Origin of the sequence: Stenotrophomonas sp. 17(2023), from assembly GCF_030345315.1 — a bacterium.
In the GTDB taxonomy this organism is placed as follows: Bacteria; Pseudomonadota; Gammaproteobacteria; order Xanthomonadales; family Xanthomonadaceae; genus Stenotrophomonas; species Stenotrophomonas acidaminiphila.
Genome location: NZ_CP128405.1, coordinates 2,944,044 through 2,967,950, shown reverse-complemented (window position 1 = coordinate 2,967,950; position 23,907 = coordinate 2,944,044). Strand labels below are relative to the sequence as shown.

Annotated in this window: 17 protein-coding genes and 1 riboswitch; of the genes, 12 read left to right on the top strand and 5 right to left on the bottom strand. The window is 71.5% G+C overall.

The window, feature by feature from the left end; genetic code table 11:
* Window positions 1-49: 49 nt before the first annotated feature.
* A complete protein-coding gene (locus QQA12_RS13390; RefSeq protein WP_054667588.1) occupies window positions 50-604 on the top strand; it encodes a DUF3228 family protein in 555 nt (184 codons plus the stop codon).
* A gap of 6 nt (window positions 605-610) precedes the next feature.
* On the opposite strand, the gene QQA12_RS13385 is transcribed toward QQA12_RS13390, so the two are convergent.
* From QQA12_RS13385 to ahcY, 3 genes are all read right to left on the bottom strand, one after another.
* Window positions 611-1,075, bottom strand: a complete 465-nt coding sequence (locus QQA12_RS13385; protein ID WP_226049565.1) for a GNAT family N-acetyltransferase — start codon at window positions 1,073-1,075, stop codon at window positions 611-613.
* A 105-nt stretch (window positions 1,076-1,180) separates the two neighbouring features.
* The gene (locus tag QQA12_RS13380; RefSeq protein WP_233324892.1) at window positions 1,181-1,999 is read right to left on the bottom strand and encodes an alpha/beta hydrolase-fold protein; all 819 of its coding nucleotides are present in this window, start codon (window positions 1,997-1,999) and stop codon (window positions 1,181-1,183) included.
* A gap of 166 nt (window positions 2,000-2,165) precedes the next feature.
* Entirely contained in the window at window positions 2,166-3,611 is a 1,446-nt protein-coding gene (gene ahcY, locus QQA12_RS13375) for an adenosylhomocysteinase (RefSeq protein ID WP_056932317.1), read from the bottom strand.
* Between the two features lie 32 nt (window positions 3,612-3,643).
* Window positions 3,644-3,750: riboswitch (S-adenosyl-L-homocysteine riboswitch) on the bottom strand.
* A gap of 111 nt (window positions 3,751-3,861) precedes the next feature.
* Here ahcY and QQA12_RS13370 point away from each other — a divergent pair.
* The 3 genes from QQA12_RS13370 to QQA12_RS13360 all read left to right on the top strand — a co-directional run bounded on the left by QQA12_RS13370 (window position 3,862) and on the right by QQA12_RS13360 (window position 12,379).
* Complete coding sequence (locus QQA12_RS13370) at window positions 3,862-6,360, top strand: prolyl oligopeptidase family serine peptidase (protein WP_226049563.1); 2,499 nt, start codon at window positions 3,862-3,864, stop codon at window positions 6,358-6,360.
* Window positions 6,361-6,697: 337 nt separating this feature from the next.
* Window positions 6,698-9,409 carry a phosphoenolpyruvate carboxylase gene (ppc, locus tag QQA12_RS13365; RefSeq protein ID WP_226049562.1) on the top strand — a complete coding sequence of 904 codons (2,712 nt, stop codon included), beginning with the start codon at window positions 6,698-6,700 and terminating at the stop codon, window positions 9,407-9,409.
* Window positions 9,410-9,451: 42 nt separating this feature from the next.
* The gene (locus QQA12_RS13360; protein WP_226049561.1) at window positions 9,452-12,379 is read left to right on the top strand and encodes a serine/threonine-protein kinase; all 2,928 of its coding nucleotides are present in this window, start codon (window positions 9,452-9,454) and stop codon (window positions 12,377-12,379) included.
* A 99-nt stretch (window positions 12,380-12,478) separates the two neighbouring features.
* Here QQA12_RS13360 and QQA12_RS13355 read toward each other — a convergent pair whose 3' ends face one another.
* Both QQA12_RS13355 and metK read right to left on the bottom strand, forming a co-directional pair.
* Window positions 12,479-12,994, bottom strand: coding sequence for an acyl-CoA thioesterase (locus QQA12_RS13355; RefSeq protein WP_226049560.1), 516 nt, complete (start codon window positions 12,992-12,994; stop codon window positions 12,479-12,481).
* Window positions 12,995-13,127: 133 nt separating this feature from the next.
* A complete protein-coding gene (metK, locus tag QQA12_RS13350) occupies window positions 13,128-14,363 on the bottom strand; it encodes a methionine adenosyltransferase (RefSeq protein WP_054668775.1) in 1,236 nt (411 codons plus the stop codon).
* Between the two features lie 221 nt (window positions 14,364-14,584).
* On the opposite strand from metK, the gene QQA12_RS13345 reads away from it, so the two are divergent.
* From QQA12_RS13345 to QQA12_RS13310, 8 genes are all read left to right on the top strand, one after another.
* Complete coding sequence (locus QQA12_RS13345; RefSeq protein WP_226049559.1) at window positions 14,585-16,297, top strand: GNAT family N-acyltransferase; 1,713 nt, start codon at window positions 14,585-14,587, stop codon at window positions 16,295-16,297.
* Window positions 16,294-17,208 (top strand): UDP-2,3-diacylglucosamine diphosphatase, encoded by a 915-nt coding sequence (locus QQA12_RS13340; protein WP_226049558.1) that lies wholly within the window; start codon window positions 16,294-16,296, stop codon window positions 17,206-17,208. The genes QQA12_RS13345 and QQA12_RS13340 overlap by 4 nt, the downstream gene beginning before the upstream one ends.
* 108 nt (window positions 17,209-17,316) lie before the next feature.
* A complete protein-coding gene (locus tag QQA12_RS13335; RefSeq protein WP_226049949.1) occupies window positions 17,317-18,681 on the top strand; it encodes a TolC family protein in 1,365 nt (454 codons plus the stop codon).
* The gene (locus tag QQA12_RS13330; RefSeq protein WP_054667578.1) at window positions 18,678-19,688 is read left to right on the top strand and encodes an efflux RND transporter periplasmic adaptor subunit; all 1,011 of its coding nucleotides are present in this window, start codon (window positions 18,678-18,680) and stop codon (window positions 19,686-19,688) included. Before QQA12_RS13335 ends, QQA12_RS13330 begins: the two co-directional genes overlap by 4 nt.
* The gene (locus QQA12_RS13325; RefSeq protein ID WP_226049557.1) at window positions 19,673-20,851 is read left to right on the top strand and encodes an ABC transporter permease; all 1,179 of its coding nucleotides are present in this window, start codon (window positions 19,673-19,675) and stop codon (window positions 20,849-20,851) included. Before QQA12_RS13330 ends, QQA12_RS13325 begins: the two co-directional genes overlap by 16 nt.
* Window positions 20,848-21,966, top strand: a complete 1,119-nt coding sequence (locus tag QQA12_RS13320; protein ID WP_226049556.1) for an ABC transporter permease — start codon at window positions 20,848-20,850, stop codon at window positions 21,964-21,966. Before QQA12_RS13325 ends, QQA12_RS13320 begins: the two co-directional genes overlap by 4 nt.
* 37 nt (window positions 21,967-22,003) lie before the next feature.
* Window positions 22,004-23,065 carry a metal-dependent hydrolase gene (locus tag QQA12_RS13315; protein WP_226049555.1) on the top strand — a complete coding sequence of 354 codons (1,062 nt, stop codon included), beginning with the start codon at window positions 22,004-22,006 and terminating at the stop codon, window positions 23,063-23,065.
* A gap of 147 nt (window positions 23,066-23,212) precedes the next feature.
* Window positions 23,213-23,812, top strand: coding sequence for a nitroreductase family protein (locus QQA12_RS13310; protein WP_056932327.1), 600 nt, complete (start codon window positions 23,213-23,215; stop codon window positions 23,810-23,812).
* Window positions 23,813-23,907: the final 95 nt, after the last annotated feature.

The following is a 23,907-nucleotide window of genomic DNA, read 5'->3' as shown; positions in this document are numbered from 1 at the left end:
GGCGGGCGGCGATGGCCGACAATGACCGGGTTTTCCGAACGTCCCGGCCATGTCGATCTTCCTCACCCCCTTCGCCCGTACCCGCCTGTTCCCCCGCACGCCGCGCCCGAACACGATCCGCGACTGCACGCCCGAGCAGTTCGAGCGGCACCTCAACGCACATGCGCCGCTGCGCGTGCTCGACGGCTACGCGCCGTTCTGCAAGCTGCACGTGCACCGCAACTGGACCTCCACCCGCTGCCTGACCGTGCCGGTCACCGATGGCAACCGCCACCTGCTGCGCTCGGCCTACGAGGCGCGCACGCGCGAGGAACTGCCGGTGCTGGTGCGCTGGTTCGAAGGCGTGGAGCCGCCGGTGGCCGACTACCTGGTCGTCATCCTCTACAGCCGCGAACAGCTGGCCAAGGAGGGCGCGCCCATCGAGGCCGACTGGGGCGTGGTCGGCTGCCTGTACACCGCCGAGCCGGCGGAAATCCCGATGGCGCCGATCACCATGATGCGCAATGCGCTCGGCGTGGAGGAGGGTGGCTCGGGCGTGCCCATCGACCGTGATGCCTACCGGCGCGCGGTGGAATTCTGGGAAGCGAACGCGAACTGGCGCTGAGCGCGCTCAGTGCGCCGGGCGGTAGTCGAGCGCCAGGCGCAGCATGTCGCGATGCTGGATGCCGTCCTCGACGATCGCTTCGTCGTAGTTGCGCAGGAAGAAGTCGCGGTCCACCTCGAACACGCGGAAGCCATGCCGCTGGTAGAACGCGAGCGGGTAGCCGAAGGCGCCGGTGCCGACTTCAAGCCGGTCCGCGCCTTCGCGCCGGTACGTGTCGATCACGTGCACCAGCAGCCGCGAGCCGATGCCGCGCTGCTGCCAGGCCGGATCGACGGCGATGTTGATCAGCTCGTGGCGGCCCTGCGCGTGCGTCACCACCGCGCAGATGCCGGCGATGGCGCCGTCCACGCGCGCGGCGAAACAGCGTGCGCCCGGCAGGTAGGTGCGTACCTTGGACTCGGAAGGATCGGCCAGCAGGAGCAGCGCCAGCGGCGCATCGGTCGGCGGTACTTCGTGGATCGAAAGAGACATGCGTGAACCGGGGTCAGGGTAAACCGGGGTCGGCGTCGGATTCTCCACCGGAAGCCGAATCCGTGCCCGCTTGCGGCCATGCGCCTGGTCGCCTCCCGCGTAGGGTCAGCGCCTGCCGTCGCCGTTGCCGGGGGTGGCCGGATACATGCGCTCGATCGCCATGGCTTCGAGCGCGGTGTAGATGGTGTCGTGGCGCAGGTCCGGGCGCGGCAGGGCCTGCCACTGCAGGTGCGCAGGACCGGCACGCTTCACCGTGTCCGACAGCGCCTGCGCGTGCGGGCCGATGGTGTCCTCGTCGCCCCAGGCCAGCAGCATCCGGCCCTTCAGGCCGGGCATGCCCTGCAGCCGCCCGCCGGCGCTGCGGGTGAGTGCCGCTTCGTTCCACCACAGGCTGGGGCTGAAGGCGATCCAGGTATCGAACAGGGTCGGCTGCTCGAACAGGGTTTCGACGATGAACAGCCCGGCCAGCGACTCGCCGATGATGCCGCGCGAGCCCGTGGTGCGGTAACGGCGCTCGATCTCGGGCACCAGCTCTTCGGCAATGAACGCACGGAACGCGGCCGAGCCGCCGACCACCGGCGCGATGCGGCGGTCGCTGTCGACCTGGGTCGGGCCGGTCATGTCGCGGCGGCGCTGGGTGTTCTCGATGCCGACCACCAGCAGCGGCGCGATCCGCCCGGCGCGGATGCCGGCATCGACCGTGGCGGCCACGTGCGGGAAGTCCTCGGCGATGCCGCCATCGGGCATGTACAGCACCGGATGCGCCGTTGCCGCGTCGGCGGGCGGCAGGTAGACGTTGATGGTGCGCGCCTCCTGCAGGCGCTGCGACTGGATGACGAAGCTGTCGTGTGCCGGCAGCGCCGGTTGCGCGCTGGCGGTGCCTGGCAGGGCTGCCATCAGCAGGGCCGCGATGGCGGGAAGCATCGATCTCATCGTCATGTCGGTGGACGGCGTCGGGACAGGGTCGCGCAGGGTAGCAAGCGCGCGTGGCCGGCGAGAACACGTGCCGCGGTCGTGGGCGTCCGGCGAAAGCAGGACGGGCGCCCTGCGGCGCCCGTCGTGGTGCTTCACGCGATGACCGGCGCGCCGGTCAGTAGCGGTAGTGCTCCGGCTTGAACGGGCCGTCGACCGGCACGCCGAGGTAGTCGGCCTGTTCCTGGGTCAGGGTGGTCAGCTTGACGCCGATCTTTTCCAGGTGCAGGCGAGCCACTTCCTCGTCCAGCTTCTTCGGCAGGCGGTAGACGTCGGCCTTGTAGCTGTCCTTGTTGGCCCACAGGTCGATCTGCGCCAGGGTCTGGTTGGCGAAGCTGTTGGACATCACGAAGCTCGGGTGGCCGGTGGCGCAGCCCAGGTTCACCAGGCGGCCCTCGGCCAGCAGGAAGATCGCGTTGCCGTTCGGGAACACGTACTTGTCCACCTGCGGCTTGATGTTGATCTTCTTCACGCCGGTGTAGCCGTTCAGCGCATCGACCTGGATCTCGTTGTCGAAGTGGCCGATGTTGCAGACGATGGCCTGGTCCTTCATCGCGCTCAGGTGCTCGATGCGGATGATGTCCTTGTTGCCGGTGGTGGTGACGTAGATGTCGGCGCGGCCCAGGGTGGACTCGATGGTGTTGACCTCGAAGCCCTCCATCGCCGCCTGCAGGGCGCAGATCGGGTCGATCTCGGTGACGATCACGCGCGCGCCATAGGCGCGCAGCGAGTGCGCCGAGCCCTTGCCGACGTCGCCGTAGCCGCAGACCACGGCGACCTTGCCGGCCAGCATCACGTCCATCGCGCGCTTGAGCCCGTCGGCCAGCGATTCGCGGCAGCCGTACAGGTTGTCGAACTTGCTCTTGGTGACCGAGTCGTTGACGTTGATCGCCGGGACCAGCAGGGTGCCGGCTTCGGCCAGCTGGTACAGGCGGTGCACGCCGGTGGTGGTCTCCTCGGAGACGCCCTTCCAGTCCTTGACCACGCGGGTCCAGTAGCCCGGGCGCTCGGCGTGCACGCGCTTGAGCAGGTTCTTGATGACCTGTTCCTCGTGCGAGCCGGACGGGGTGTTCACCCAGTCGCTGCCGTTCTCCAGCTCGTAGCCCTTGTGGATCAGCAGGGTGACGTCGCCACCGTCGTCGACCACCAGTTCCGGCCCCAGCAGGGTGCCGTCGGCGGCCTTGAAGGTCAGCGCTTCCAGGGTGCAGTCCCAGTACTCCTCCAGGGTCTCGCCCTTCCACGCGAACACCGGCGTGCCGGTGGCGGCGATGGCCGCGGCCGCCTGGTCCTGGGTGGAGAAGATGTTGCACGAGGCCCAGCGCACGTCGCCGCCGATGTCCTTGAGCGTTTCGATCAGCACCGCGGTCTGGATGGTCATGTGCAGCGAGCCGGTCACGCGCACGCCCTTGAGCGGCTGCGCGGCGGCGTGCTTGCGGCGGATCGCCATCAGGCCGGGCATCTCGTGCTCGGCGATGTCGATTTCCTTGCGGCCCCAGTCGGCCAGCGAGATGTCGGCGACCTTGTAGTCGCCTTCCTGGGAGAAGGTCTTTGCAACAGCGTTCATGTGAGGCTCCGGTGTGGTGCGAGCAGGCTCGCGTTCGCCGGGCGCCGTTGTTGCATGCGGTGCCGTCCGAGCCTGGCCGCCGTGCCGGTCCGGCCCTTGCGGGGGACTCCACACGGCGGTCGCAGCGCCCCTCGGACGGGGGCGCCGATTATATCGCGCGCCGGCCCTGCCCAACCAAAGGCAGGGGAGCCGGCAGCCGGGGATTGTTAACGTGTGCGGTTGAGACCGCACCCAGAGGATTGCCATGACGATGTTCGCTTCCCGCCGCCCCCGCCGCGCGTCCGCGGCGCTGGTGCTGTGCGCCGGCCTGCTGCTGGCCGTGCCGCCGTTGCTGGCGGCCGCCCCGGCCGCCAACGCCGCCGCCAGCGATGCCCAGGGCTACCGCCTGCCGTCGGCGGCGCTGCAGGCGGTGGTCGACGCCCCGCGCGCGCCGACCCTGCGGCTGTCGCCGCGCCGCGACCTGGCCGCGATGCTGCAGACCCCGCCGCTGCCGTCGATCGCCCAGGTGGCGCAGCCGGAACTGAAGCTGGCCGGTCTGCGGATCAACCCCAGGACCTTTTCCGACAGCCGCTTCTCGTTCGGCAGCAGACTGTGGCTGATCTCCACCGCCGATGGCGCCGAGCGCCAGATCAGCGGCCTGCCGCAGCCGCTGTCGGTGGCCTCGCTGGCGTGGTCGCCGGACCAGAAGTACCTGGCGTTCAACCAGGTGGATCCGGCCAGCGGCAGCAACGAGCTGTGGCTGGTGGACGTGGCCGCCGGCAGCGCGCGCCGCGTGGCCGAGCGGCTGAACTCGGTGGTCGGCAACGGCTATGCGTGGGCGCCGGGCGGCGATGCGCTGCTGGTGATGCAGCGCCCGGCCGGCCAGGGCGCCGCGCCGGTGGGCGACGGCATCCCGACCGGTCCGGCGGTGCAGCAGACCGAGGCCGGCGCTGGCGTGCGCTCGGTGCGTACCTACCAGGACCTGCTGAAGAACGAGCATGACGCGCGCCTGTTCGAGTACTACCTGCAGGCGCAGCCGGTGCGGGTGGCGATCAACGGCGAGAGCCGGCCGCTGGGCATGCCGGGCCTGTACCTGGGGCTGTCGCCCTCGCCGGACGGCAACTACCTGCTCAGCCAGCGCGTGGAGCGGCCGTTCTCCTACGCGGTGCCGGTGAACCGTTTCCCGCGCCGCATCGAGGTGCTGGACGCGCAGGGTCGGGTCGCGCACACGGTGGCCAGGCTGCCGCTGGTCGAGGGCCTGCCGACCGGCAACGACGCGGTGCCGACCGGGGTGCGTTCGATCTCCTGGCGCGCCGATGTGCCGGCCACCCTGGTCTGGGCCGAAGCGCAGGACGATGGCGATCCGGCGCGCGAGGCGGCGATCCGCGACGCGGTGCTGGTCCAGGCCGCGCCGTTCGAGCGGCCGCCGGTGACTCTGGCGCGGCTGGGCTCGCGCTACGCCGGCATCACCTGGGGCCGCGGCGACGTGGCGCTGCTGGACGAGTACTGGTGGAAGACCCGCCAGGTGAAGCAGTGGAAGATCGCGCCGGACCATCCCGAGCAGGCGCCGGCGTTGCTGTACGCGCGCTCGGAGGACGACCGCTACGGCGATCCGGGCGAGCCGCTGCTGCAGCCGGACGACAGCGGCCGCGCGCGCCTGCAGTTCAGCGCCGACGGCAAAGGCTTCTACCGCGTCGGTGACGGCGCCTCGCCGCAAGGCGACCGCCCGTTCCTGGACCGGATCGACCTGGACAGCGGCAGCGCCGAGCGCCTGTTCCATTCGCAGGCGCCGTACTACGAGGCACCGGTGGCGGTGATCGAGGGCCCCATGCCGCGCGTGCTGTACAGCCGCGAGTCCAACGACGAGCCGTCCAACCTGTACACGCGTGCGCTGGGCGATGCGACGGCGCCGCTCGCCCTGACCCGCAACACGCATCCGCTGCCGCAGCTGCGTGGCGTGAACAAGGAACAGATCCGCTACACGCGCAACGACGGCGTCGAACTCACCGCCGACCTGCTGCTGCCGCCCGGTTACGACCCGAAGAAGGACGGTCCGCGCCCGCTGCTGATGTGGGCCTACCCGGCCGAGTTCAAATCGGCCGGCGACGCCAGCCAGGTCAGCGGCTCCCCGCACCGTTTCAATGCGATCAGCTACTGGGGCCCGCAGGCGTTCCTGGCCAAGGGCTACGTGGTGCTCAACAACCCGACCATGCCGATCGTCGGCGAGGGTGATGCCGAGCCCAACGACACCTACGTGCAGCAGCTGGTGGCCAGCGCGCAGGCGGCGGTGGACGAGGTGGTGCGCCGTGGCGTGGCCGACCGTGGCCGCATCGCCGTCGGCGGACATTCGTATGGCGCATTCATGACCGCCAACCTGCTGGCGCACACGCGCCTGTTCAAGGCCGGCATCGCCCGCTCCGGCGCCTACAACCGCACGCTCACCCCGTTCGGCTTCCAGGCCGAGGAGCGCAACTACTGGCAGGCGCAGGACACCTACCTGAAGATGTCGCCGTTCAACTACGCCGGCGACATCAAGGACGCGATCCTGTTCATCCATGGCGTGGACGACAACAATTCGGGCACGTTCCCGATGCAGAGCGAGCGCATGTTCGCCGCGGTCAAGGGCCTGGGCGGCAACGCGCGGCTGGTGATGCTGCCCAACGAATCGCACGCCTACCGCGCACGCGAATCGATCATGACCATGCTCGCCGAGAGCGAGGACTGGCTGGACCGCTGGCTGGCGGCACCGGCGAAGGACGGCAAGCGGTAATCCCGCCGCGGGCCGGCGCATGCCGGCGCTCCGCGCGCCCGCCCCACGGTCTGCGTCGCAGGCCGTGGGGCCTGTTCCCGGCTGCCGCGGCGCCGTGTCTTCGCGGCGCCCTCTCCAGCATTCATGCCGGGAGCGAGTGCTGCTGCAGGAATCCCGCCGTCACCCCGGTCATCCGCTGTCCACGGTGAGGCGCCTGCGGCGCCATTGCGATGTCCGCAACGACAGCCGCCGGACAACATGCAGATGCAACCATTTTCCCGGTTGATGCACTGCAAAAAACGCGGAATTTTTCAGTTAGGCTTGGGGACGTTCCCGCTTCCGAGGTTCCGGTTCCTGGATGAACGAGTACCGCAGCAGCGTCGTCTTCGCCACCCCCGACCTGCCCCTGCGCGACGATGTCCGTCGCCTCGGCGCGATGGTCGGCGATCTCCTTTCCGAGCAGGTCTCGCCCGCGTTCCTCGATGAAGTGGAGGAGGTGCGCACCGCCGCGATCGCGCGCCGCGAGAGCCAGGCGCCGCTGGCCACGCTCAGCGCGCAGCTGGCCGGGCGCACGCCGCGCCAGGCCGAGGCCCTGGTGCGTGCGTTCAGTACCTATTTCCAGGTGGTGAACATCGCCGAGCGTGTGCACCGCATCCGCCGCCGCCGCGACTACCAGCGCGCCGGCACCAAGCGTCCGCAGCCCGAAGGCCTGCAGGATGCGCTGCAGCAGCTCAAGGCGCAGGGCGTGACCCTGGAAGAGCTGGTGCAGTGGTTGCCGCGCATCGACATCGAACCGGTGTTCACCGCCCATCCCACCGAGGCGGTGCGCCGCGCGCTGCTGGAAAAAGAGCAGCTGATGGTGGCGAGCCTGGTGGACAACCTCGATGGCCAGCGCACGCCGGGCGAGCAGGCCGCCGATGCCGCGCGCCTGCGCATGGCGCTCACCGCATCGTGGCAGACCGCCGATTCATCGCCGGTGCGGCCCGGCGTGGAGGACGAGCGCGAACACGTCGGCTTCTACCTCACCCGGGTGCTGTACCGGGTGATGCCGGTGTTCTACGAATCGCTGGAGCAGGCGCTGCGCGACACCTGGGGCCGCACCCTGCCGCTGCCGCGGCTGGTGCGCTTCGGCACCTGGGTGGGCGGCGACATGGACGGCAACCCCAATGTCGATGCGGGCACCATCGCCGCCACCTTGAACGCGCAGCGCGCCGCGGTGCTGGAGCTCTACCAGAAGGACCTGCTCAAGCTTGCCAGCCTGCTCAGCCAGTCCACCGAACTGGTCGGGGTGAGCGAGGCGGTGCGCGCGCGCGTGGATGCATATCGCGCGCTGCTGCCGCAGGTGCAGTCGCGCCCGCGCCACGCCGACATGCCCTACCGCCTGCTCAACGACCGCATGCGTGCGCGGCTGCAGGCCACGCTCGACGATGCCGAGGGCGCATACCGCTCGCCGGATGAGCTGGCCGACGACATCCAGTTGATCCTCGACAGCCTGGACGCGAACCGCGGCCGCCACGCCGGCTGGTTCTCGGTGCGGCGCCTGCTGTGGCGCGTGCGCACCTTCGGCTTCCACCTGGCGCGGCTGGACGTGCGCCAGGAATCGAGCGTGCATGCGCGCGCGCTGGCCGAGGTGCTGGGCGGGCAGGCGGCGTTCGAGGCGCTGGACGGCGCGGCGCGCGCCCGCCTGCTGGCACCCTACGCCGCCGGCGAGACCACCTTGCCGCGCGGCGACGACGAAGCCGGGCAGCGACTGGACGAGGTGTTCGCGGCGCTGGCCGATGCGCGCGCCCGGCACGGCGCCGACGCGCTGGGCAGCTACATCATCTCGATGGCCCACGACCGCGGCGACGTGCTTGCGGTGCTGGCGCTGGCGCGCCGTGGCGGCCTGGTCGACGCCGGCAACGCGGTGCCGCTGGACATCGCGCCGCTGTTCGAGACGGTGGACGACCTGCGCCACGGCACCGCGACCCTGGGCGATCTGCTGGACGACCCGGTGTACCGCGCGCACCTGGCCGCGCGCGGCGATGTGCAGATGGTGATGCTCGGCTACTCGGACAGCGGCAAGGACGGTGGCATCGCCGCCTCGCGCTGGGGGTTGCAGCAGGCGCAGGTGGAACTGCTGGCCGTGGCCGCCGCCCACGGCGTGCGCCTGACCTTCTTCCACGGCCGCGGCGGTTCGATCAGCCGTGGCGGCACCAAGACCACGCATGCGGTCGACGCCTCGCCGCCGGGCAGCATCGACGGCCGTCTGCGGGTCACCGAGCAGGGCGAGGTGATCCATCGCAAATACGGCATCCGCGCGCTGGCGCTGCGCTCGCTGGAGCAGGCCGCCGGCGCGGTGCTGCGGGCCAGCCTGCGCCCGCGCGCGCCCGAGCCGCGCGAGCGGCTGTGGACGCCGGTGATGGACATCGTCGCGGCCGAGAGCGCACGCCGCTACCGCGGCTTCGTCGGCGACGCGCAGTTCATGGATTACTTCCGCAACGCCACTCCGATCGACGTGATCGAGCGCATGACCCTGGGCTCGCGGCCCTCGCGCCGGCTCGGCCAGGACGCGGCCCTGTCCAACCTGCGCGCGATCCCGTGGGTGTTCGCCTGGAGCCAGGCGCGCGCGGTGATTCCCGGCTGGTTCGGCGTGGGCAGCGGCCTGCAGGCCGCCGCCGATGCGGGCCACGAGGAGCGGCTGCGCGAGATGGCGCACGACTGGCCGTTCTTCGCCACCTTCCTGGACGACATGGCGATGGTGCTGAGCAAGGGCGACATCCACATCGCCGAGCAGTTCTCGCGCCTGGCCGGGCCGCTGCACGCGCGCTTCTTCCCGGTGATCCGCGAGGAGCTGGCGCTGACCGCGCACTGGGTCAAGCGGCTCAGCGGGCAGCAGGAACTGCTCGCGCACGATCCGCGGCTGGCGCTGTCCATCCGCCTGCGCAACCCCTACATCGACCCGATCAGCACCCTGCAGGTGGACCTGCTGCAGCGCTGGCGGCACAGTGGCCGCGAGGACGAGGCGCTGCTGCGCGCGCTGGTGGCCTGCGTGAACGGAGTGTCGCAGGGCGTGCAGAATACCGGCTGACGGCGGCCTGCCGCACGGGGAGGGGAACGGGGAATGGGGACGATGCGCGAAGGGGAGGAGAACGCTGGCGACGCGGCGCGTTACCACCGGATCAAGCAGATCGTGCTGCAGGCGCTGGACCTGCAGGGCAGCGCCCGCGAGGAACTGATCGTCCGCGAGGCGGGCGGTGACGCGACGATCGCCGATGAAGTGCGGGCGCTGCTCGCCGGCATGGAGGCCGACCAGACGCTGGTGGTGTCGTGCCGCTCGCCCGGGCTGCCGCCGCCCGACCCGGGGCAGGACCTCAGCGGCCAGGAGGCATCGGCCGACGCCAGCCGCGAATACCGCCTGCTGCAGCGCCTGGGCGCCGGCGGCATGGGCGTGGTGTACCTGGCCGAACGCAGCCACGGCGGCTTCGTGCAGAAGGTCGCGCTGAAGCTGCTCAACCCGGTCGCCGAGGCGTCGCCGGAACTGCGCGAACGCTTCGCCCGCGAGCGCGAGCTGCTGGCACGGCTGGACCACCCCGGCATCGCGCGCCTGCTCGACGGCGGCATCCTCGCCGACGGCCGTCCGTTCCTGGCGATGGAGTACGTCGAAGGCGAGCGCGTTGACGTGCATGCCGCGCGCCTGCCGCTGGACGAGCGCATCGCGCTGTTCGTCAGGATCTGCGAAGCAGTGGCCGAGGCGCACCGCTGCCTGGTGATCCACCGCGACCTCAAGCCGGCCAACATCCTGGTCGACGCCCGCGGCCAGCCGCGGTTGCTGGATTTCGGCATCGCCCGCCTGATCGACGAGGACAGTGCGGCGGCCGGCGATACCCGTACCGGCCAGCATGCGCTCACCCTGGCCTATGCCAGCCCCGAGCAGCTCGCCTGCCAGCCGCTGACCACGGCCACCGACGTCTACTCGCTGGGCGCGGTGCTGTACCAGCTGGTCTGCGGGCAGTTGCCGTTCGCCGAGATCGACAATCCGGCCGGCCTGTACAACGCCATCGCCAACACCGACGTGCCGCCGCCCAGCCGGCGGCTGCGCGACGCCGGCACGCCGCGGCCGCGCGCCCGTGCGGTGCCGGCCGACATCGATGCCATCGTGCTCAAGGCGCTGCGCAAGGAGCCGGAGCGTCGCTACGCCTCGGTCGCGGCACTGGCCGAGGACCTGCGCCGTTACCTGGCCCATCGCCCGGTCAGCGCGCGCGCGGGCGAGCGCGGTTATCGCGCGCGGCGGCTGCTGCGGCGCAATGCCTGGCCGCTGGCCGCCGCCGCGCTGGTGCTGCTGTCGGTACTGGGCGGCCTGCTGGCCTCGGTGCTGGCCCTGCGCGAGGCGCGGGCGCAGCAGGCGCTGGCCGAACGCCGCGGCCACGAGCTGCAGCGGATCGTCGATTTCCAGCGGAGCACGCTGGAAAGCGTGGACATCCAGGCAATGGGACGCTCGCTGGCCGAAGCGCAGAAGGACATGCTGCTCAAGGCCGACGCGGCATCCGGGCGGCAACTGGCCTCGCCGCAGGTGCTGCAGCTGGTGGATGCCGCGGCCGCGCGCGGTGCCACCGACCTCGCCCGCGATGCGCTGGAGACCTACGTGGTGGCGCATGCGCTGGACCGGATCGGCAACGAGGTGGACGACGACGCCGCGCTGGCGGCGGAGCTGAGGCAGTCGCTGGCCGGCGTGCTGCATGCGATCGGCAGCAACGTCAGCGCCGAGGCGCAGTTGCGGCGGGTGCTGGAGCAGCGGAAGTCGCTGGCAGCGGACAGCCCGGAGCGGCTGTCTACGGAACTGGCGCTGGCGGGGGTGCTGGTCACCCTCGGGCGCCCCGACGAGGCGCTGCGCCTGTATACGCAGGTGCACGCCGCCACCGCGGCACGGCCGATGAGCGATCCGCAGCGGCTGGAGGCCGAACTCGGGCGGGCCATCGTGATGATCATCCAGGGCCGCTTCGACGACGCCATCGCCGCCTACGACGCGATCCGCACGGGTGTCGGCAGCGCGCTGCCGGAAAGCGACGAGCGCATGCTGCGGCTGCGCCGTTACCGCATCGACGCGCTGATCCAGGCCGGCCGTCGCGAGGAGGCCGGGCCGGAGGCCGAGGCGTTGTTGTCGCTGTACCAGCGGGCCCTGGGGCCCACGCATCGCGACACGCTGTACGTGGCGCTGGTCCAGGCCAAGCTGCTGCGCGAGCAGAAGCAGTTCGAACAGTCGCAGGTGCTGGCCCGCAGCGTGGCCGACGTGCTGGCGCGGCGCTACGGCGAAGGCCATCCGGACACCGTGTCGGCGCGCTACCTGGTGGCGACCAACGGCTTCGCACTTGCGCGGGACGATGCGGCGCTGGCCCAGGTGCAGGCCGATATCGAGCGCGTCGTCGAGTACCGGCGCCAGCAGCAGGGCGAAGGCAGTGCCCAGACCATCTCGCCGATGACCGGGCTGGTCGGCGTGCTGAGCAAGCGCGCCGCGCTGGCCGACGACCCGGCCGCCAGTGCAGGGTTCATGGCGCAGGCGCTGCGGGTACAGCAGGCCGTGCTGGATTCGCACCTGCAGCACCGCGGTCCGGATCATCCCAATACCCTGCTGGCGCAGGGCAGCCTGGCGAGCCTGCTGCACCGGCAGGGGCGCCATGCGCAGGCGTTGCCGCATGCGCAGCGCTGCCTCGAGGGCCAGCGGCGCACGCTCGCGCCGGACCACCCGATCATCGCCGGGACCTGGAACCTGAACGGCGACATCCTGCTCGCCCTGGGCCGGCTGGAACCGGCGCGCGCGGCCTATGCGACGGCCCTGCAGCTGCGTACGCAGAAGCTGGGCGCCCAGGCGCCGAACACGATCGAAAGCGCCGCGCGCCTGTACGCGTTGCTGCAGCGCCTGCAGCGCACGGACGAGGCCAGCGTGCTGCGCACCCGCTACCTGGACCCGGTGGTGAAGATGGACCCCGCGAACCTGGATGCCGGGATGCGTTCGGTCCGTGACAAGGCAAGGGACGTGATCGCCGCGGCCGGCGGCCGCTGAGGGCGTGGTGGCCATGACGGGATTGGCCGGCGCCGCGCTTGCGGTGCCCGCCCGCGTCCCCGTTCCGGTTGCGGCGACCGGCAGCGCGCCGGCGCGGCGCTACGGGGACCGCGGCTGCGTGGCGGGGGCGGGGCTGCTGCCGAGCAGTTCCCGGTGGCGCTGCTCCATGTCCTGCCGCAGCTGGCGGCGGATCTGCGCGGCGGCGTAGCGGCGCGTCTCGTCGCCGCTCGCCGGCTGCAGCGGCGGCACCGGCGTGGGCCTGCCGTCGTCGTCCACCGCGACCATGGTGAAGAAGCAGCTGTTGGCGTGGCGCACGCTGCCCTTGCGGATGTCCTCGGCCACCACCTTGATGCCCACCTCCATCGACGAGGTGCCGGTGTAGTTCACCGACGCCAGGAAGGTGACCAGTTCGCCCACCGCGATCGGCTGGCGGAACATCACCTGGTCCACCGACAGGGTGACCACGTAGTTGCCGGCATAGCGGCTGGCGCAGGCATAGGCGACCTGGTCGAGCAGGCGCAGCACCGCGCCGCCGTGCACCTTGCCCGAGAAATTGGCCATCTCCGGGGTCATCAGCACGGTCATCGACAATTGGTGGGGCGTGGGTGCGGACATGGGCGGCGGCGCGATGGGCGGAGCCGCAGGCTAACCCGGCATGGTGGCTGGATGCACGCGCCGCTGGCCCACCCGCAAATGGAAAGGCCGCCCGTGCGGGCGGCCTTTCCGGTCGGTACCTGCCGGGCCGGGCTTACTTGAGCTTGGCGGCCTTGCGCAGCGCCTCGGCGCGGTCGGTCTTCTCCCACGAGAACGCGGTGGCGTTCTGGGTCTTGCCGTCGCCGTCGACGTACGAGAACTCCTTCGGCTTGCGGCCGAAGTGGCCGTAGGCGGCGGTCTGCTGGTACATCGGGTGGATCAGGTCGAGCATCTTGATGATGCCGTACGGGCGCAGGTCGAAGTGCGCGCGGATCAGCTTCTCGATCTGCGCGTCGGCGATCTTGCCGGTGCCGAAGGTGGTGACCGAGATCGAGGTCGGCTCGGCCACGCCGATGGCGTAGGAGACCTGCACTTCGCACTTGTCGGCCAGGCCGGCGGCGACCACGTTCTTGGCCACGTAACGGGCGGCGTAGGCGGCCGAGCGGTCGACCTTGGACGGGTCCTTGCCGGAGAACGCGCCGCCACCGTGGCGGGCCATGCCGCCGTAGGTGTCGACGATGATCTTGCGGCCGGTCAGGCCGCAGTCGCCCACCGGGCCGCCGATCACGAAGATGCCGGTCGGGTTGATGTGCACCTTGTTCTTCGGCAGCGCGTCCAGCCACGCCTTGGGCAGGACCGGCTTGAGGATGTGCTCGCGCACGGCCTCGATCAGGTCCTTCTGCTTCACGCCCGGGTCATGCTGGGTCGACAGCACCACCGCGTCCAGGCCCTCGATCCGGCCATCCTGGCCGTAGCGCAGGGTGACCTGGCTCTTGGCGTCCGGGCGCAGCCACGGCAGCGGCGAATTCTTCTTCTTGCGGACCTTGGCCTGCTGCTCGACCAGGCGGTGCGAGTAGTAGATCGGCGCCGGCATGAATTCCGGGGCTTCGTTGCAGGCATAGCCGAACATCAGGCCCTGGTCGCCCGCGCCCTGTTCTTCCGGCTTCTTGGCCTTCCTGTCGGTGCCGTCGACGCCGGCGGCGATGTCCGGCGACTGCTTGCCGAGCATGTTGATGATGGCGCAGGTGTGGCCGTCGAAGCCGACGTTGGAGTTGTCGTAGCCGATCGCGTTGATGACGTTGCGGGTCAGCTCTTCGATGTCGACCCAGGCCGAGGTGGTGACCTCGCCGGCGACGATCGCCGCACCGGTCTTGACCAGGGTTTCGCAGGCGACGCGGGCGCGCTTGTCCTGGGTCAGGATCGCGTCCAGCACCGCATCGGAAATCTGGTCGGCGATCTTGTCCGGATGGCCTTCGGAGACCGACTCGGAGGTGAAGAGATAGCTGGACATGAGCTTGTATCCCTGTATGCGGATGAAAAGATAGCCGCGCATGATACACGGCCGGGGCACGGCTGGAATAGTGCAGGGCCGGTTGTTGCCATCCGGTTAATAAACCGGTTCACCCACCCCGCCGCTCCCGGGCGGGCGTCACCGAACTGCCGCAAAACCGCAACCGCGCTGCCGCGTGGCGGGCGCAGGCTGCCGGCCAACCGGGCCGTCGGACAACCGCCATGCACCAGATCGAGCAACGCCTGCAGCAGCGCTATCCCGAGTGGTTCCATGGCCCACGCGGGCACCTGGCGCGGCCGCTGCTGCGCGGCGTGGGGCGCTGGTCGCGGCTGGACCGGGTGCAGGCGTTCCTGCGCCACAACGGCGAGCGCCGCGGCTTCGCCTTCGTCGAGGCCGCGCTGGACTTCCTGGGCAGCCGCTACCAGCTGGAGCCCGGCGCGCTGGCGCGGATCCCCGCCAGCGGGCGGCTGCTGGTGGTCGCCAACCATCCCTCCGGCGCGCTCGACGCGCTGGCGCTGCTGGACGCGGTGGGCCAGGTGCGGCGCGACGTGCGCATCATCGCCAACGACCTGCTGGCCGAGCTGGAGCCGCTGCGCGAGCTGCTGCTGCCGGTGCGGATCCTGGGCGGCCGCGCCCGCCGCGACAGCCTGCGCGCGGTGGAACAGGCGCTGGCCGCCGAACAGTGCGTGATCGTGTTCCCGGCCGGCGAAGTGTCGCGGCTGTCGCTGCGCGGCATCCGTGACGGCCGCTGGAACCGCGGCTTCGTGCGCTTCGCCAATGCCACCCGCGCGCCGGTGCTGCCGGTGCGGGTGCAGGCGCGCAACTCGGCGCTGTTCTACGGGGCCTCGGCACTGTTCAAACCGGCCGGCACCGCATTGCTCGCGCGCGAGATGTTCGCCCGCCGCGGGCGGCCGCTGCGCCTGTGGGTAGGGCAGGCCATGCAGCTGGACCCCGCGCTGGACCCGGCGCTGCAGCTGCAGGCGGTGCGGCACGCGCTGTATGCGCTTGGCGGTGGCCACGGGCAGGCGGGCGGCGCCGGCGGCGGGCCCGAACCGCTGGCCGCGGCGATCGCCGCCGAGCGGGTGGCGGCGGACATCGAAGCCGCCGAACTGCTTGGCCAGACCGGCGACGGCAAGCAGATCCGGCTGGCGCGCTGCGCCGCCGGCTCGCCCCTGCTGCTGGAACTGGGCCGGTTGCGCGAGCTGACTTTCCGCCGGGTCGGCGAAGGCACCGGGCGCAGCCGCGACCTGGACGACTTCGACCTGCTGTACCAGCACATCGTGGTCTGGGACGCGACGCAGCAGCGCATCGCCGGCGCCTATCGCGTCATGCGCGGCGCCCAGGCGCTGGCACGCAGCGGGTTGGCCGGGCTCTACACCGCGGCGCTGTTCCGCTACGCGGACGATGCCATCAGCCGCATCGCCGAGGGCATGGAGCTGGGCCGCAGCTTCGTCGTGCCCGACTACTGGGGCAGCCGCAGCCTGGACTACCTGTGGCAGGGCATCGGCGCCTACCTGCGCTGCCAGCCGGGCGTGCGCTACCTGTTCGGCGCGGTGTCGATCAGCGCGGCCTTGCCGCGCGAGGCGCGCGAACAGCTGGTCGCCTACTACCAGCGCTACTACGGTGGCGGCCACGGCCTGGTCGAATCGACCCGGCCGTTCCAGTACTTCGCCGCGCCGCCGAGCTTCGGCGACATGGATGCCGATGCCGCGTTCGAGCTGCTCAAGGCCAACCTGGCCGCGCTGGGCACCAGCGTGCCCACCCTCTACCGCCAGTACACGGACCTGTGCGAGCCGGGCGGCGCGCGCTTCCTGGCGTTCGGCGTGGACCCGGATTTCAGCGATTCCATCGACGGCCTGATCGAAGTGGACCTGCAGGCGATCCGGCCGAACAAGCGCAGGCGCTACCTGCGCGACGCCGGGGCCGTGGCATGAGCGCGCCGGCGGCGCTGCTGCCGCGCCGGCGCGCGGTGTTCATCTCCGACACCCACCTGGGCGCGCGCCATTGCCATGCCGCCGAACTGGCACGCTTCCTGTCCACGCTGCGCTGCGAACGCCTGTACCTGGTCGGCGACATCGTCGACCTGTGGTGGCTGGCGCAGCGGCGCGCCAGCTGGACCGCGGCGCACAACGCGGTGATCGAGGCGCTGCACGCATTGCGCCGTGCCGGTACCGCGATCATCTACATCCCCGGCAACCACGACGCCCCGCTGCGTCGTACCTGCGGACTGATGCTGCCGGCGATGCAGGTGCGGCGGCGCGCCATCCACGTCACCGCCGATGGCCGCCGCCTGCTGGTGGTGCATGGTGACGACTACGATGCGGTCACGCGCTGGCATCGGCCGGTGCCGACGCGTGCCGCGCGCCCCACTGCGCCGGCCCATGCAGCGGATGGCGCCGGTGCTGCGTCCGCCGCCGCACTCCGGCACCGCTGGCGCCGCCTGGGCACCGATCTCCAGTACGCGGCGGGCGACTGGCTGTACGAGCGCATCCTCACCGGCAACCGCCTGCTCAACGCGCTGCGCCGCCGCCTCGGCCTGCGCTACTGGTCGCTGGCCGAGTTCCTCAAGCGGCGCAGCGGCGCGGCCGAGCGCTACATCCAGCGGTTCGTGCAGGCCGGGCTGGACGACGCCCGCCGCCGCGGCCTGGACGGCATCGTCTGCGGCCACATCCATCGCGCCGCGCTGGTCGAACGCGATGGCCTGGTGTACGCCAACGACGGCGACTGGGTCGAAAGCCTCACCGCCCTGGCCGAGGATCACGATGGCAGCCTGCGCCTGCTCGACCATGCCGGGCGCAGCCTGGCGTGGCTGCCGCCACGCGCGTCGCTGGCGCGGGCCGCCTGAGGCGGTGTGCATGCTTCTTCCTCACGATGGCGGCGCTATGCTGGCCGGGGGCTGGGGAAAGGAGCATCCGCGGTGGTACACACGCAGTCGACGACCGGGGCACGGGCGGTGCTGCCGGTGTTGTTCGCGGTCTGGGTTCTGCTGGCAGCCACCGGCACCGCTGCCGCCAGCGTCGATGACCCGCCGGCATTGAGTTTCGAGCAGGCGCGCGAGCGCCTGGAGCAGGTCTCCGACGCGCTGGCCGCGGCCGACGCGGGAGTGCGCGGCAAGCAGGACCTGCAGGACGCCACCCGCTACCTGCGGCTGCCGGAAATCACCGGCGACATACGCCGCATGCAGTTCCAGAAATCGCTGGAGCTGCCGCTGGGTTCGCTGGCGCCGGTGGCCGAGGCGTTCGGCATCGAATCGCCGCTGCGCTTCGCCGAGCGCGACTGGCGCACCCGCCCGATCGTCACCGCCAGCGTGCCGCTGTACAGCGGCGGGCTGATCCCGGCGGCGCAGCAGGCGGCGCAGGCGGCCACCGCCCAGGCGCAGGCCGAGCGCGAGGCGCAGCGGCAGTCGCTGGCGCTGCAGCTGGTGCAGGCCTATTTCGGCCAGCAGCTGGCCGAGCGCGCGGCGCAGGTGCGGCGCGAGGTCCGCGATGGCCTGCAGCGGCACCTGGACGACGCCCTCAAGCTCGAGCGCGAAGGCTTCGCCAGCCGCGCCCAGCGCCTGCAGGCCAGCGTCGCCCGCGACAAGGCCGAGCGCGATTACCAGAAGGCGCTCAACGACCTGGCCACCCTGCAGCAGGCGCTGGCCACGCTGCTGCGCAGCGGCGGCAACGTCGGCACCACCTCGCCGCTGTTCGTGATCGACGCGCCGCTGGGCGCGCGCGAGGATTTCGAGCGCAGCGCGCTGCAGCGCCACCCGCAGATCGAACGCCTGCGCGCGCTGGGCCTGCAGGCCGAGCAGGGCGTGCGCGTGCAGCAGGCCAGGCTCAAGCCGCAGCTCTACCTGTTCGGGCAGTACGACCTGCACCGCCGCGACGCGCTGCTCACCGACGCCGACTGGGCGTTCGGCATCGGCCTGCGCTACACCTTCCTGTCGCCGACGGCGCGGCCGCTGCAGGTCAGCGCGGCGCGGGCGCAGCTGGAACAGGCGCGTGCCGGCCTGGGCGAGGCGGAGAACCAGGTGCGGCTGGGCGTGGGCAAGGCCTGGAACGAGCTGGACACCGCCCGCACCCAGTTCCGGCTGCTGGACAGCAGCATCGCCCAGGCCGAGGAGAACCTGCGCCTGCAGGAACTGTCCTTCCGCGAAGGGCAGGCGACCTCGCTGGACGTGATCGACGCGCGCCTGGGGCTGGGTGCGGCGCGGGTGGAACGGGCGCAGGCGGCCTACCAGTTCGACGTGGCCCTGGCGCAGCTGCTGGAAGTGAGCGGGCAGATGCAACGGTTCGACGACTACCGCCGGCGGGCGGACAAGGTGCTGGAATGAGCGATACACCGGGACAGGCCACGGGACCGCGGCAGCGCCGCGTTTTTGCCATCGCTGGCGTGCTGTTGCTGGCGTTGGTGGCGCTGGGCCTGTGGCTGGGCCTGCGCACGCCGCCCGACCAGGTGCAGGGCATGGCCGACGCCGACAGCGTCAACGTCGCGGCCAAGGTCACCGCGCGGCTGCACGCGCTGCACGCGCGCGAGGGCGACCGGGTCGCGGCCGGGCAGGTGCTGTTCGAGCTGGACAGCCCGGAAGTCGCGGCCAGGGAGCGCCAGGCCGCCGCGGTGGTCGCGGCCGCACAGGCGATGGCGGACAAGGCCGAAGAGGGCGCGCGCAGCGAGGACATCCGTGCCGCCGAGGCCAACTGGAAGCGTGCCAGGGCCGGCGCCGAGCTGGCCACGGCCACCTTCCGGCGGCTGGACACGCTGTTCAACGAGGGCGTGGTCACCCGGCAGAAGCGCGACGAAGCCCAGGCCCAGGCGCGCAGTTCGGAGGAGCTGGCGCGTGCGGCGCGGGCGCAGTACGACCAGGCGCTGGCCGGCGCGCGGCGCCAGGACAAGGCCGCCGCGCTGGCGCAGGTACGGCAGGCCGAGGGCGCCAGGGCCGAGGTCGATGCCGCGCGCCAGGAAACCCGCGGCCACGCGCCGCTGGCCGGCGAGGTGAGCAAGCGCATGGCCGACATCGGCGAACTGGTGCCGGCCGGCTACCCGGTGTTCACCCTGGTCGACATCGACCACATGTGGGTGGCGCTGACCCTGCGCGAGGACCAGCTGCACGGGCTCGCGACCGGCGCCACGCTGCACGGCACGATCCCGGCGCTGGGCGGGCGCAAGGCCGCGTTCGAGGTCTATTTCATCAGTCCGGCCGGCGACTACGCCACCTGGCGCAGCACCCGGCAGTCATCCGGCTACGACGTACGCAGCTTCGAGGTGCGGGTGCGTCCGCGGCAGCCGATCGAAGGGTTCCGCCCGGGCATGAGCGTGCTGTTCGCATGGCCGCAGGGCTGACGGCGGGCGCCGGGGCCGCGTTCGTTGCGTCGCTGCGGCGCGAGCTGCGCCATTGGCGCGGGGATCGCTGGGAACTGGCGCTGGTCACGCTGATGCCGTTGCTGGCGATGGCGCTGATGATGGCGCTGTTCTCCGGCTCGGTGCTGCGCCAGGTGCCGGTGGCGCTGGTGGACCTGGACGGCAGCGCCGACAGCCGCGCGCTGGCACGCGCCATCGATGCCAGCCCCGGGGTGGCGCTGGCGCGGCAGCCTGCATCGCTGCAGCAGGCGCAGGCGCAGCTGCGCGCACTGGAGGTGTTCGCCATCGTGCTGGTGCCGCGCGACATGAGCCGGCGCGCGCTGCGCGGCGAAGCGGCACCGGTCTACGCGTTCTACAACGCCACCTACATGGCCACCGGGCAATCGGCCGCGCGCGACATCGCCGAGGCGGTGGGCGCGTACAACGCGCGCATGCTGAAGGAGCGGATCGGCCTGCAGGCCGGGCCGGCGCGCCTGCGTGCGGCGCCGGTGACGGTGCAGGCCACGGTGCTGTACAACCCGGCGCGCAGCTATGAACTGTTCCTGCTGCCGCTGATCTTCCCCGCGGTGCTGTCGCTGCTGGCGGCACTGGCTGCCGGCGGCGCCTTCGGCCGCGAGCGCCGCGACGGCCTGCTGGCCCCCTGGCTGGGGCGGCGGCCGTGGGCCGCCATCGCCGGCAAGCTGGCGGCGTACGTGGCGCTGTTCTCGCTGTATGGCGCGCTGGGTGTGCTGTACGTGGCATACGTGCGCGGCGATGGCGTGGCCGGCAGCCTGTGGCTGCTGTTGCTGGCACAGCCGCTGTTCTACCTGGCCTGCTGCTGCTTCGCGCTGTTGTTCATCGCCCTTGCCCGCGACATGTGCACCGGGCTGTCGCTGGTGGGGCTGAGCATCGGCACCGCGCTGGCGTTCTCCGGCGCCACCTTCCCGGTGATCGAAGCGCCGCTGTTCACCCGCGTGTGGAACGCGCTGCTGCCGCTCACCGCCTATGTGCAGGTGCAGATGCAGCAGTTGTTCATGGGGGCGGCGTGGACGGTGTCGCTGCGCCCGCTGGGCGTGCTGCTGCTGATGGCGGTGGTGGCCGGCGGCACCGGGTCGCTGCTGCTGGCGCGCGCCGCGCGCGGCGCACCGCGGCCGCTGCCGGCATGAGCCGGGTCGCCGCCAGCTTCGGCGCCACCCTGCGGGCGGTGTTCGCCGACTCGGCCGCGTGCACGGTGATGATCGGCGCGGTGCTGTTGTATTCGTTCTTCTACCCGGCGGCCTACCGTCACCAGGTCGCCAGCGACCTGCCGCTGGCGGTGGTCGACGCCGACCGCAGCGCCACCAGCCGCGCGCTGGTCCGGCATGTGGACGCGCTGCGCGCGGTGCGGGTGGCGACCCAGCCCCGGGACCTGGCGCAGGCGCGCGCGCAGCTGGAAGCCGGGCAGGTCGACGGCATCGTGCTGATCCCGGCGCGGCTGGAGCGCGACATCCTGCGCGGCGGCAGCGGCCAGCTGGTGTTGCTGGGCAATGGCGCCTATCTGAGCCGCGCCAGCGCCATCCTGAGCGGCCTGGCCGAGGGCATCGGCGCCTTCGGCCGCGACCAGGCGGTGCGCCAGGCCGGCTTCATGGGGCCGCCGCTGGCGGCACCGCTCGAACTGGTGCAGCGGCCGCTGTACAACACCCGCGAGGGCTACGGCAGCAGCGTGGTGCCGGGCGTGGCCGAGCTGATCGTGCACCAGACCCTGCTGCTGGGCATCGGCGTACTGCTGGGCACCCGTCGCGCGCAGTCGGGGCGGCGCCTGCAGGTGGCGCCGCCGGTGCTGCTGGGCATCGCCGCGGCCTTCACCCTGGTGGCGGTTGCCGGGCTGCTCTACTACGCCGGTTTCAACGCCTGGGTGCAGGACTACCCGCGTGGCGGCAACGTGCCGGGCCTGCTGCTGGCGGTGCTGCTGTTCGCCCTGGCGTCGGTGGCGTTCGGCCTGTTCGTCGGCAGCTTCTTCACCACCCGCGAGCGCGCCTTCCAGTACGTCACCGGGGTCTCGATCCCGCTGTTCTTCCTGTCCAACCTGTCATGGCCGGCGCTGGCCTCGCCAGCGGCACTGGTGGCGCTGGCCACACTGCTGCCGACCACCGCGGGCATCAACGCCATCGTGCGCACCCAGCAGATGGGCGCGCGCGTGCCCGAGGTCGGCGGCGAGCTGCTCAACCTGCTGCTGCTGGCGCTGCTGTACGGCGCGCTGGCGGCATGGCGGCTGCGCGTGCCGGCGCGGCCACCGGCATGACCCGGGCGAATGCCGCGGGCGACGGCATAATGCGGGCATGGATTCCCTCAGCCAGATCGTCCTCGGCGGCGCCGTCGCCGCCGCCATCGCGCCCGCCGGCCACCGCCGCGCGGCGCTGCTCGCCGGTGCCGCCCTGGGCACGCTGCCCGATCTCGACGGGCTGCTGATCATCGCCTTCACCCGCGACCCGGTGAGCCTGATGACGGTGCACCGCAGTTTCAGCCATTCGCTGTTCGTGCTGCCGCTGCTGGGCACGCTGATCTGGTGGCTGTACCGGCGCTTCGGCCACGGCCGGGTGGCGCAGGCGCCGCTGCGCTGGTGGTGGGCGATGGTGCTGGCGCTGGTCACCCATCCGCTGCTGGACGCGTTCACCGTATACGGCACGCAGTTGTGGTGGCCGCTGATGCCGCATCCGACGATGTGGTCGAGCGTGTTCATCATCGATCCGCTGTACACGCTGTGGCTGGGCCTGGCCTGCGCGGTGGCGTGGTTCGCGCGGGCGCGCCCGCTGGCGCAGCGCGCGCTGGTCGCCGGGCTGGTGCTCAGTTGCGGCTACCTGGGTTGGTCGCTGCTGGCCAAGCACCTGGTCGAGCGCGATGCCGGCCGCGCGCTGGCGGCGATGGGGCTGGCCGACGCACCGCGGTTCTCGGTGCCGATGCCGTTCAACACGCTGCTGTGGCGGGTGGTGGCGATGACCCCGCAGGGTTACGTGGTCGGCGACCGCTCGCTGTGGGCCGACCACGGGCCGATGCGCTTCACCGGCCATCCCTCCAACGTGCAGGCGCTGCGCCAGGCCGCGGCGATCCCGGCGGTGGCGCGGCTGCAATGGTTCAACCGCGGTTTCATGCGCGCGCAGGTGCGCGATGGCGAACTGGTGCTCAGCGACCTGCGCATGGGCCTTGAGCCGGACTACAACTTCAGTTTCGCCGTGGCCCGCGAGCAGGGGGACCGCTGGGCGCCGATTGCGCCGCGGCAGCTGCGCCCGGTGTACCGCGACGCCGGTGGTCGCGCGGTGCTGGAGCAGCGGCTGGCGCAGGTCTGGCGCCGGATATGGAACGATGAGGGCGTGATGCCGGCGGCGGAGGTGACGGGCGGCTAGGCGGGAGATTCCGGCGGAAGGTTCGTTGTGCTGAATTTGGAACAAATAGTGATTTTTTTAATATTTGTTCTGAATTTGTAGCCAATTACACTGGCGCCCATTCCACGAATGGCCGCCTTGTCGGCTTTCCTTCCTTCCGGAGTCACCATGAACAGCCAAGCCATTGCCCTGTACAAGCAGCGTCGTTCCCAATACGCGCTCGGCCGCAACCTGCCCATCGGCCAGGACCAGGCCACCGACCTGATCAAGCAGGCCATGCGCGAGGCGCCGTCGGCCTTCAATTCGCAGCCCACCCGCGCGCTGATCCTGCACGGGGCGCAGAGCGTGAAGTTCTGGGAGCTGGTCAAGGACGCGCTGCGCCCGATCGTGCCGGCCGCCGCCTTTGCCGCCACCGAGGGCAAGCTGGACAGCTTTGCCGCCGGCGCCGGCACGGTGCTGTTCTTCAACGACGTGGACGTGACCCGCGGCCTGCAGGACCAGTTCCCGCTGTACGCCGACAACTTCCCGGTCTGGGCCGAGCACGCCAACGGCATCGCCCAGTTCGCGGTGTGGACGGCGCTGGCCGAAGCCGGCGTCGGCGCCAGCCTGCAGCACTACAACCCGGTGGTGGACGAGGCGGTGCGCCGCGAGTGGGGCATCGCCGGCAACTGGCAGCTGCGCGCGCAGATGCCGTTCGGCTCCAACGAGGCGGCCATCGGCGAGAAGAGCTACATGGAAGACGAGGCCCGCTTCAAGGTCTTCGCCTGAGCCTTCCGGCGCGCTCCTCCCCCCGCGCCGACCCCGGCCCGTCCGCTTCGCGGGCGGGCTTTTCAATGCCCCGGGCCGGCGCTTGGACAGTGCCG

Bases quoted from the DNA above. Each gene is read 5' to 3' on its own strand.
- QQA12_RS13390 (WP_054667588.1), top strand. From the start codon at position 50: ATGTCGATCTTCCTCACCCCCTTCGCCCGTACCCGCCTGTTCCCCCGC.
- QQA12_RS13385 (WP_226049565.1), bottom strand. From the start codon at position 1,075: ATGTCTCTTTCGATCCACGAAGTACCGCCGACCGATGCGCCGCTGGCG.
- QQA12_RS13380 (WP_233324892.1), bottom strand. From the start codon at position 1,999: ATGCTTCCCGCCATCGCGGCCCTGCTGATGGCAGCCCTGCCAGGCACC.
- ahcY (WP_056932317.1), bottom strand. From the start codon at position 3,611: ATGAACGCTGTTGCAAAGACCTTCTCCCAGGAAGGCGACTACAAGGTC.
- QQA12_RS13370 (WP_226049563.1), top strand. From the start codon at position 3,862: ATGTTCGCTTCCCGCCGCCCCCGCCGCGCGTCCGCGGCGCTGGTGCTG.
- ppc (WP_226049562.1), top strand. From the start codon at position 6,698: ATGAACGAGTACCGCAGCAGCGTCGTCTTCGCCACCCCCGACCTGCCC.
- QQA12_RS13360 (WP_226049561.1), top strand. From the start codon at position 9,452: ATGCGCGAAGGGGAGGAGAACGCTGGCGACGCGGCGCGTTACCACCGG.
- QQA12_RS13355 (WP_226049560.1), bottom strand. From the start codon at position 12,994: ATGTCCGCACCCACGCCCCACCAATTGTCGATGACCGTGCTGATGACC.
- metK (WP_054668775.1), bottom strand. From the start codon at position 14,363: ATGTCCAGCTATCTCTTCACCTCCGAGTCGGTCTCCGAAGGCCATCCG.
- QQA12_RS13345 (WP_226049559.1), top strand. From the start codon at position 14,585: ATGCACCAGATCGAGCAACGCCTGCAGCAGCGCTATCCCGAGTGGTTC.
- QQA12_RS13340 (WP_226049558.1), top strand. From the start codon at position 16,294: ATGAGCGCGCCGGCGGCGCTGCTGCCGCGCCGGCGCGCGGTGTTCATC.
- QQA12_RS13330 (WP_054667578.1), top strand. From the start codon at position 18,678: ATGAGCGATACACCGGGACAGGCCACGGGACCGCGGCAGCGCCGCGTT.
- QQA12_RS13325 (WP_226049557.1), top strand. From the start codon at position 19,673: ATGGCCGCAGGGCTGACGGCGGGCGCCGGGGCCGCGTTCGTTGCGTCG.
- QQA12_RS13320 (WP_226049556.1), top strand. From the start codon at position 20,848: ATGAGCCGGGTCGCCGCCAGCTTCGGCGCCACCCTGCGGGCGGTGTTC.
- QQA12_RS13315 (WP_226049555.1), top strand. From the start codon at position 22,004: ATGGATTCCCTCAGCCAGATCGTCCTCGGCGGCGCCGTCGCCGCCGCC.
- QQA12_RS13310 (WP_056932327.1), top strand. From the start codon at position 23,213: ATGAACAGCCAAGCCATTGCCCTGTACAAGCAGCGTCGTTCCCAATAC.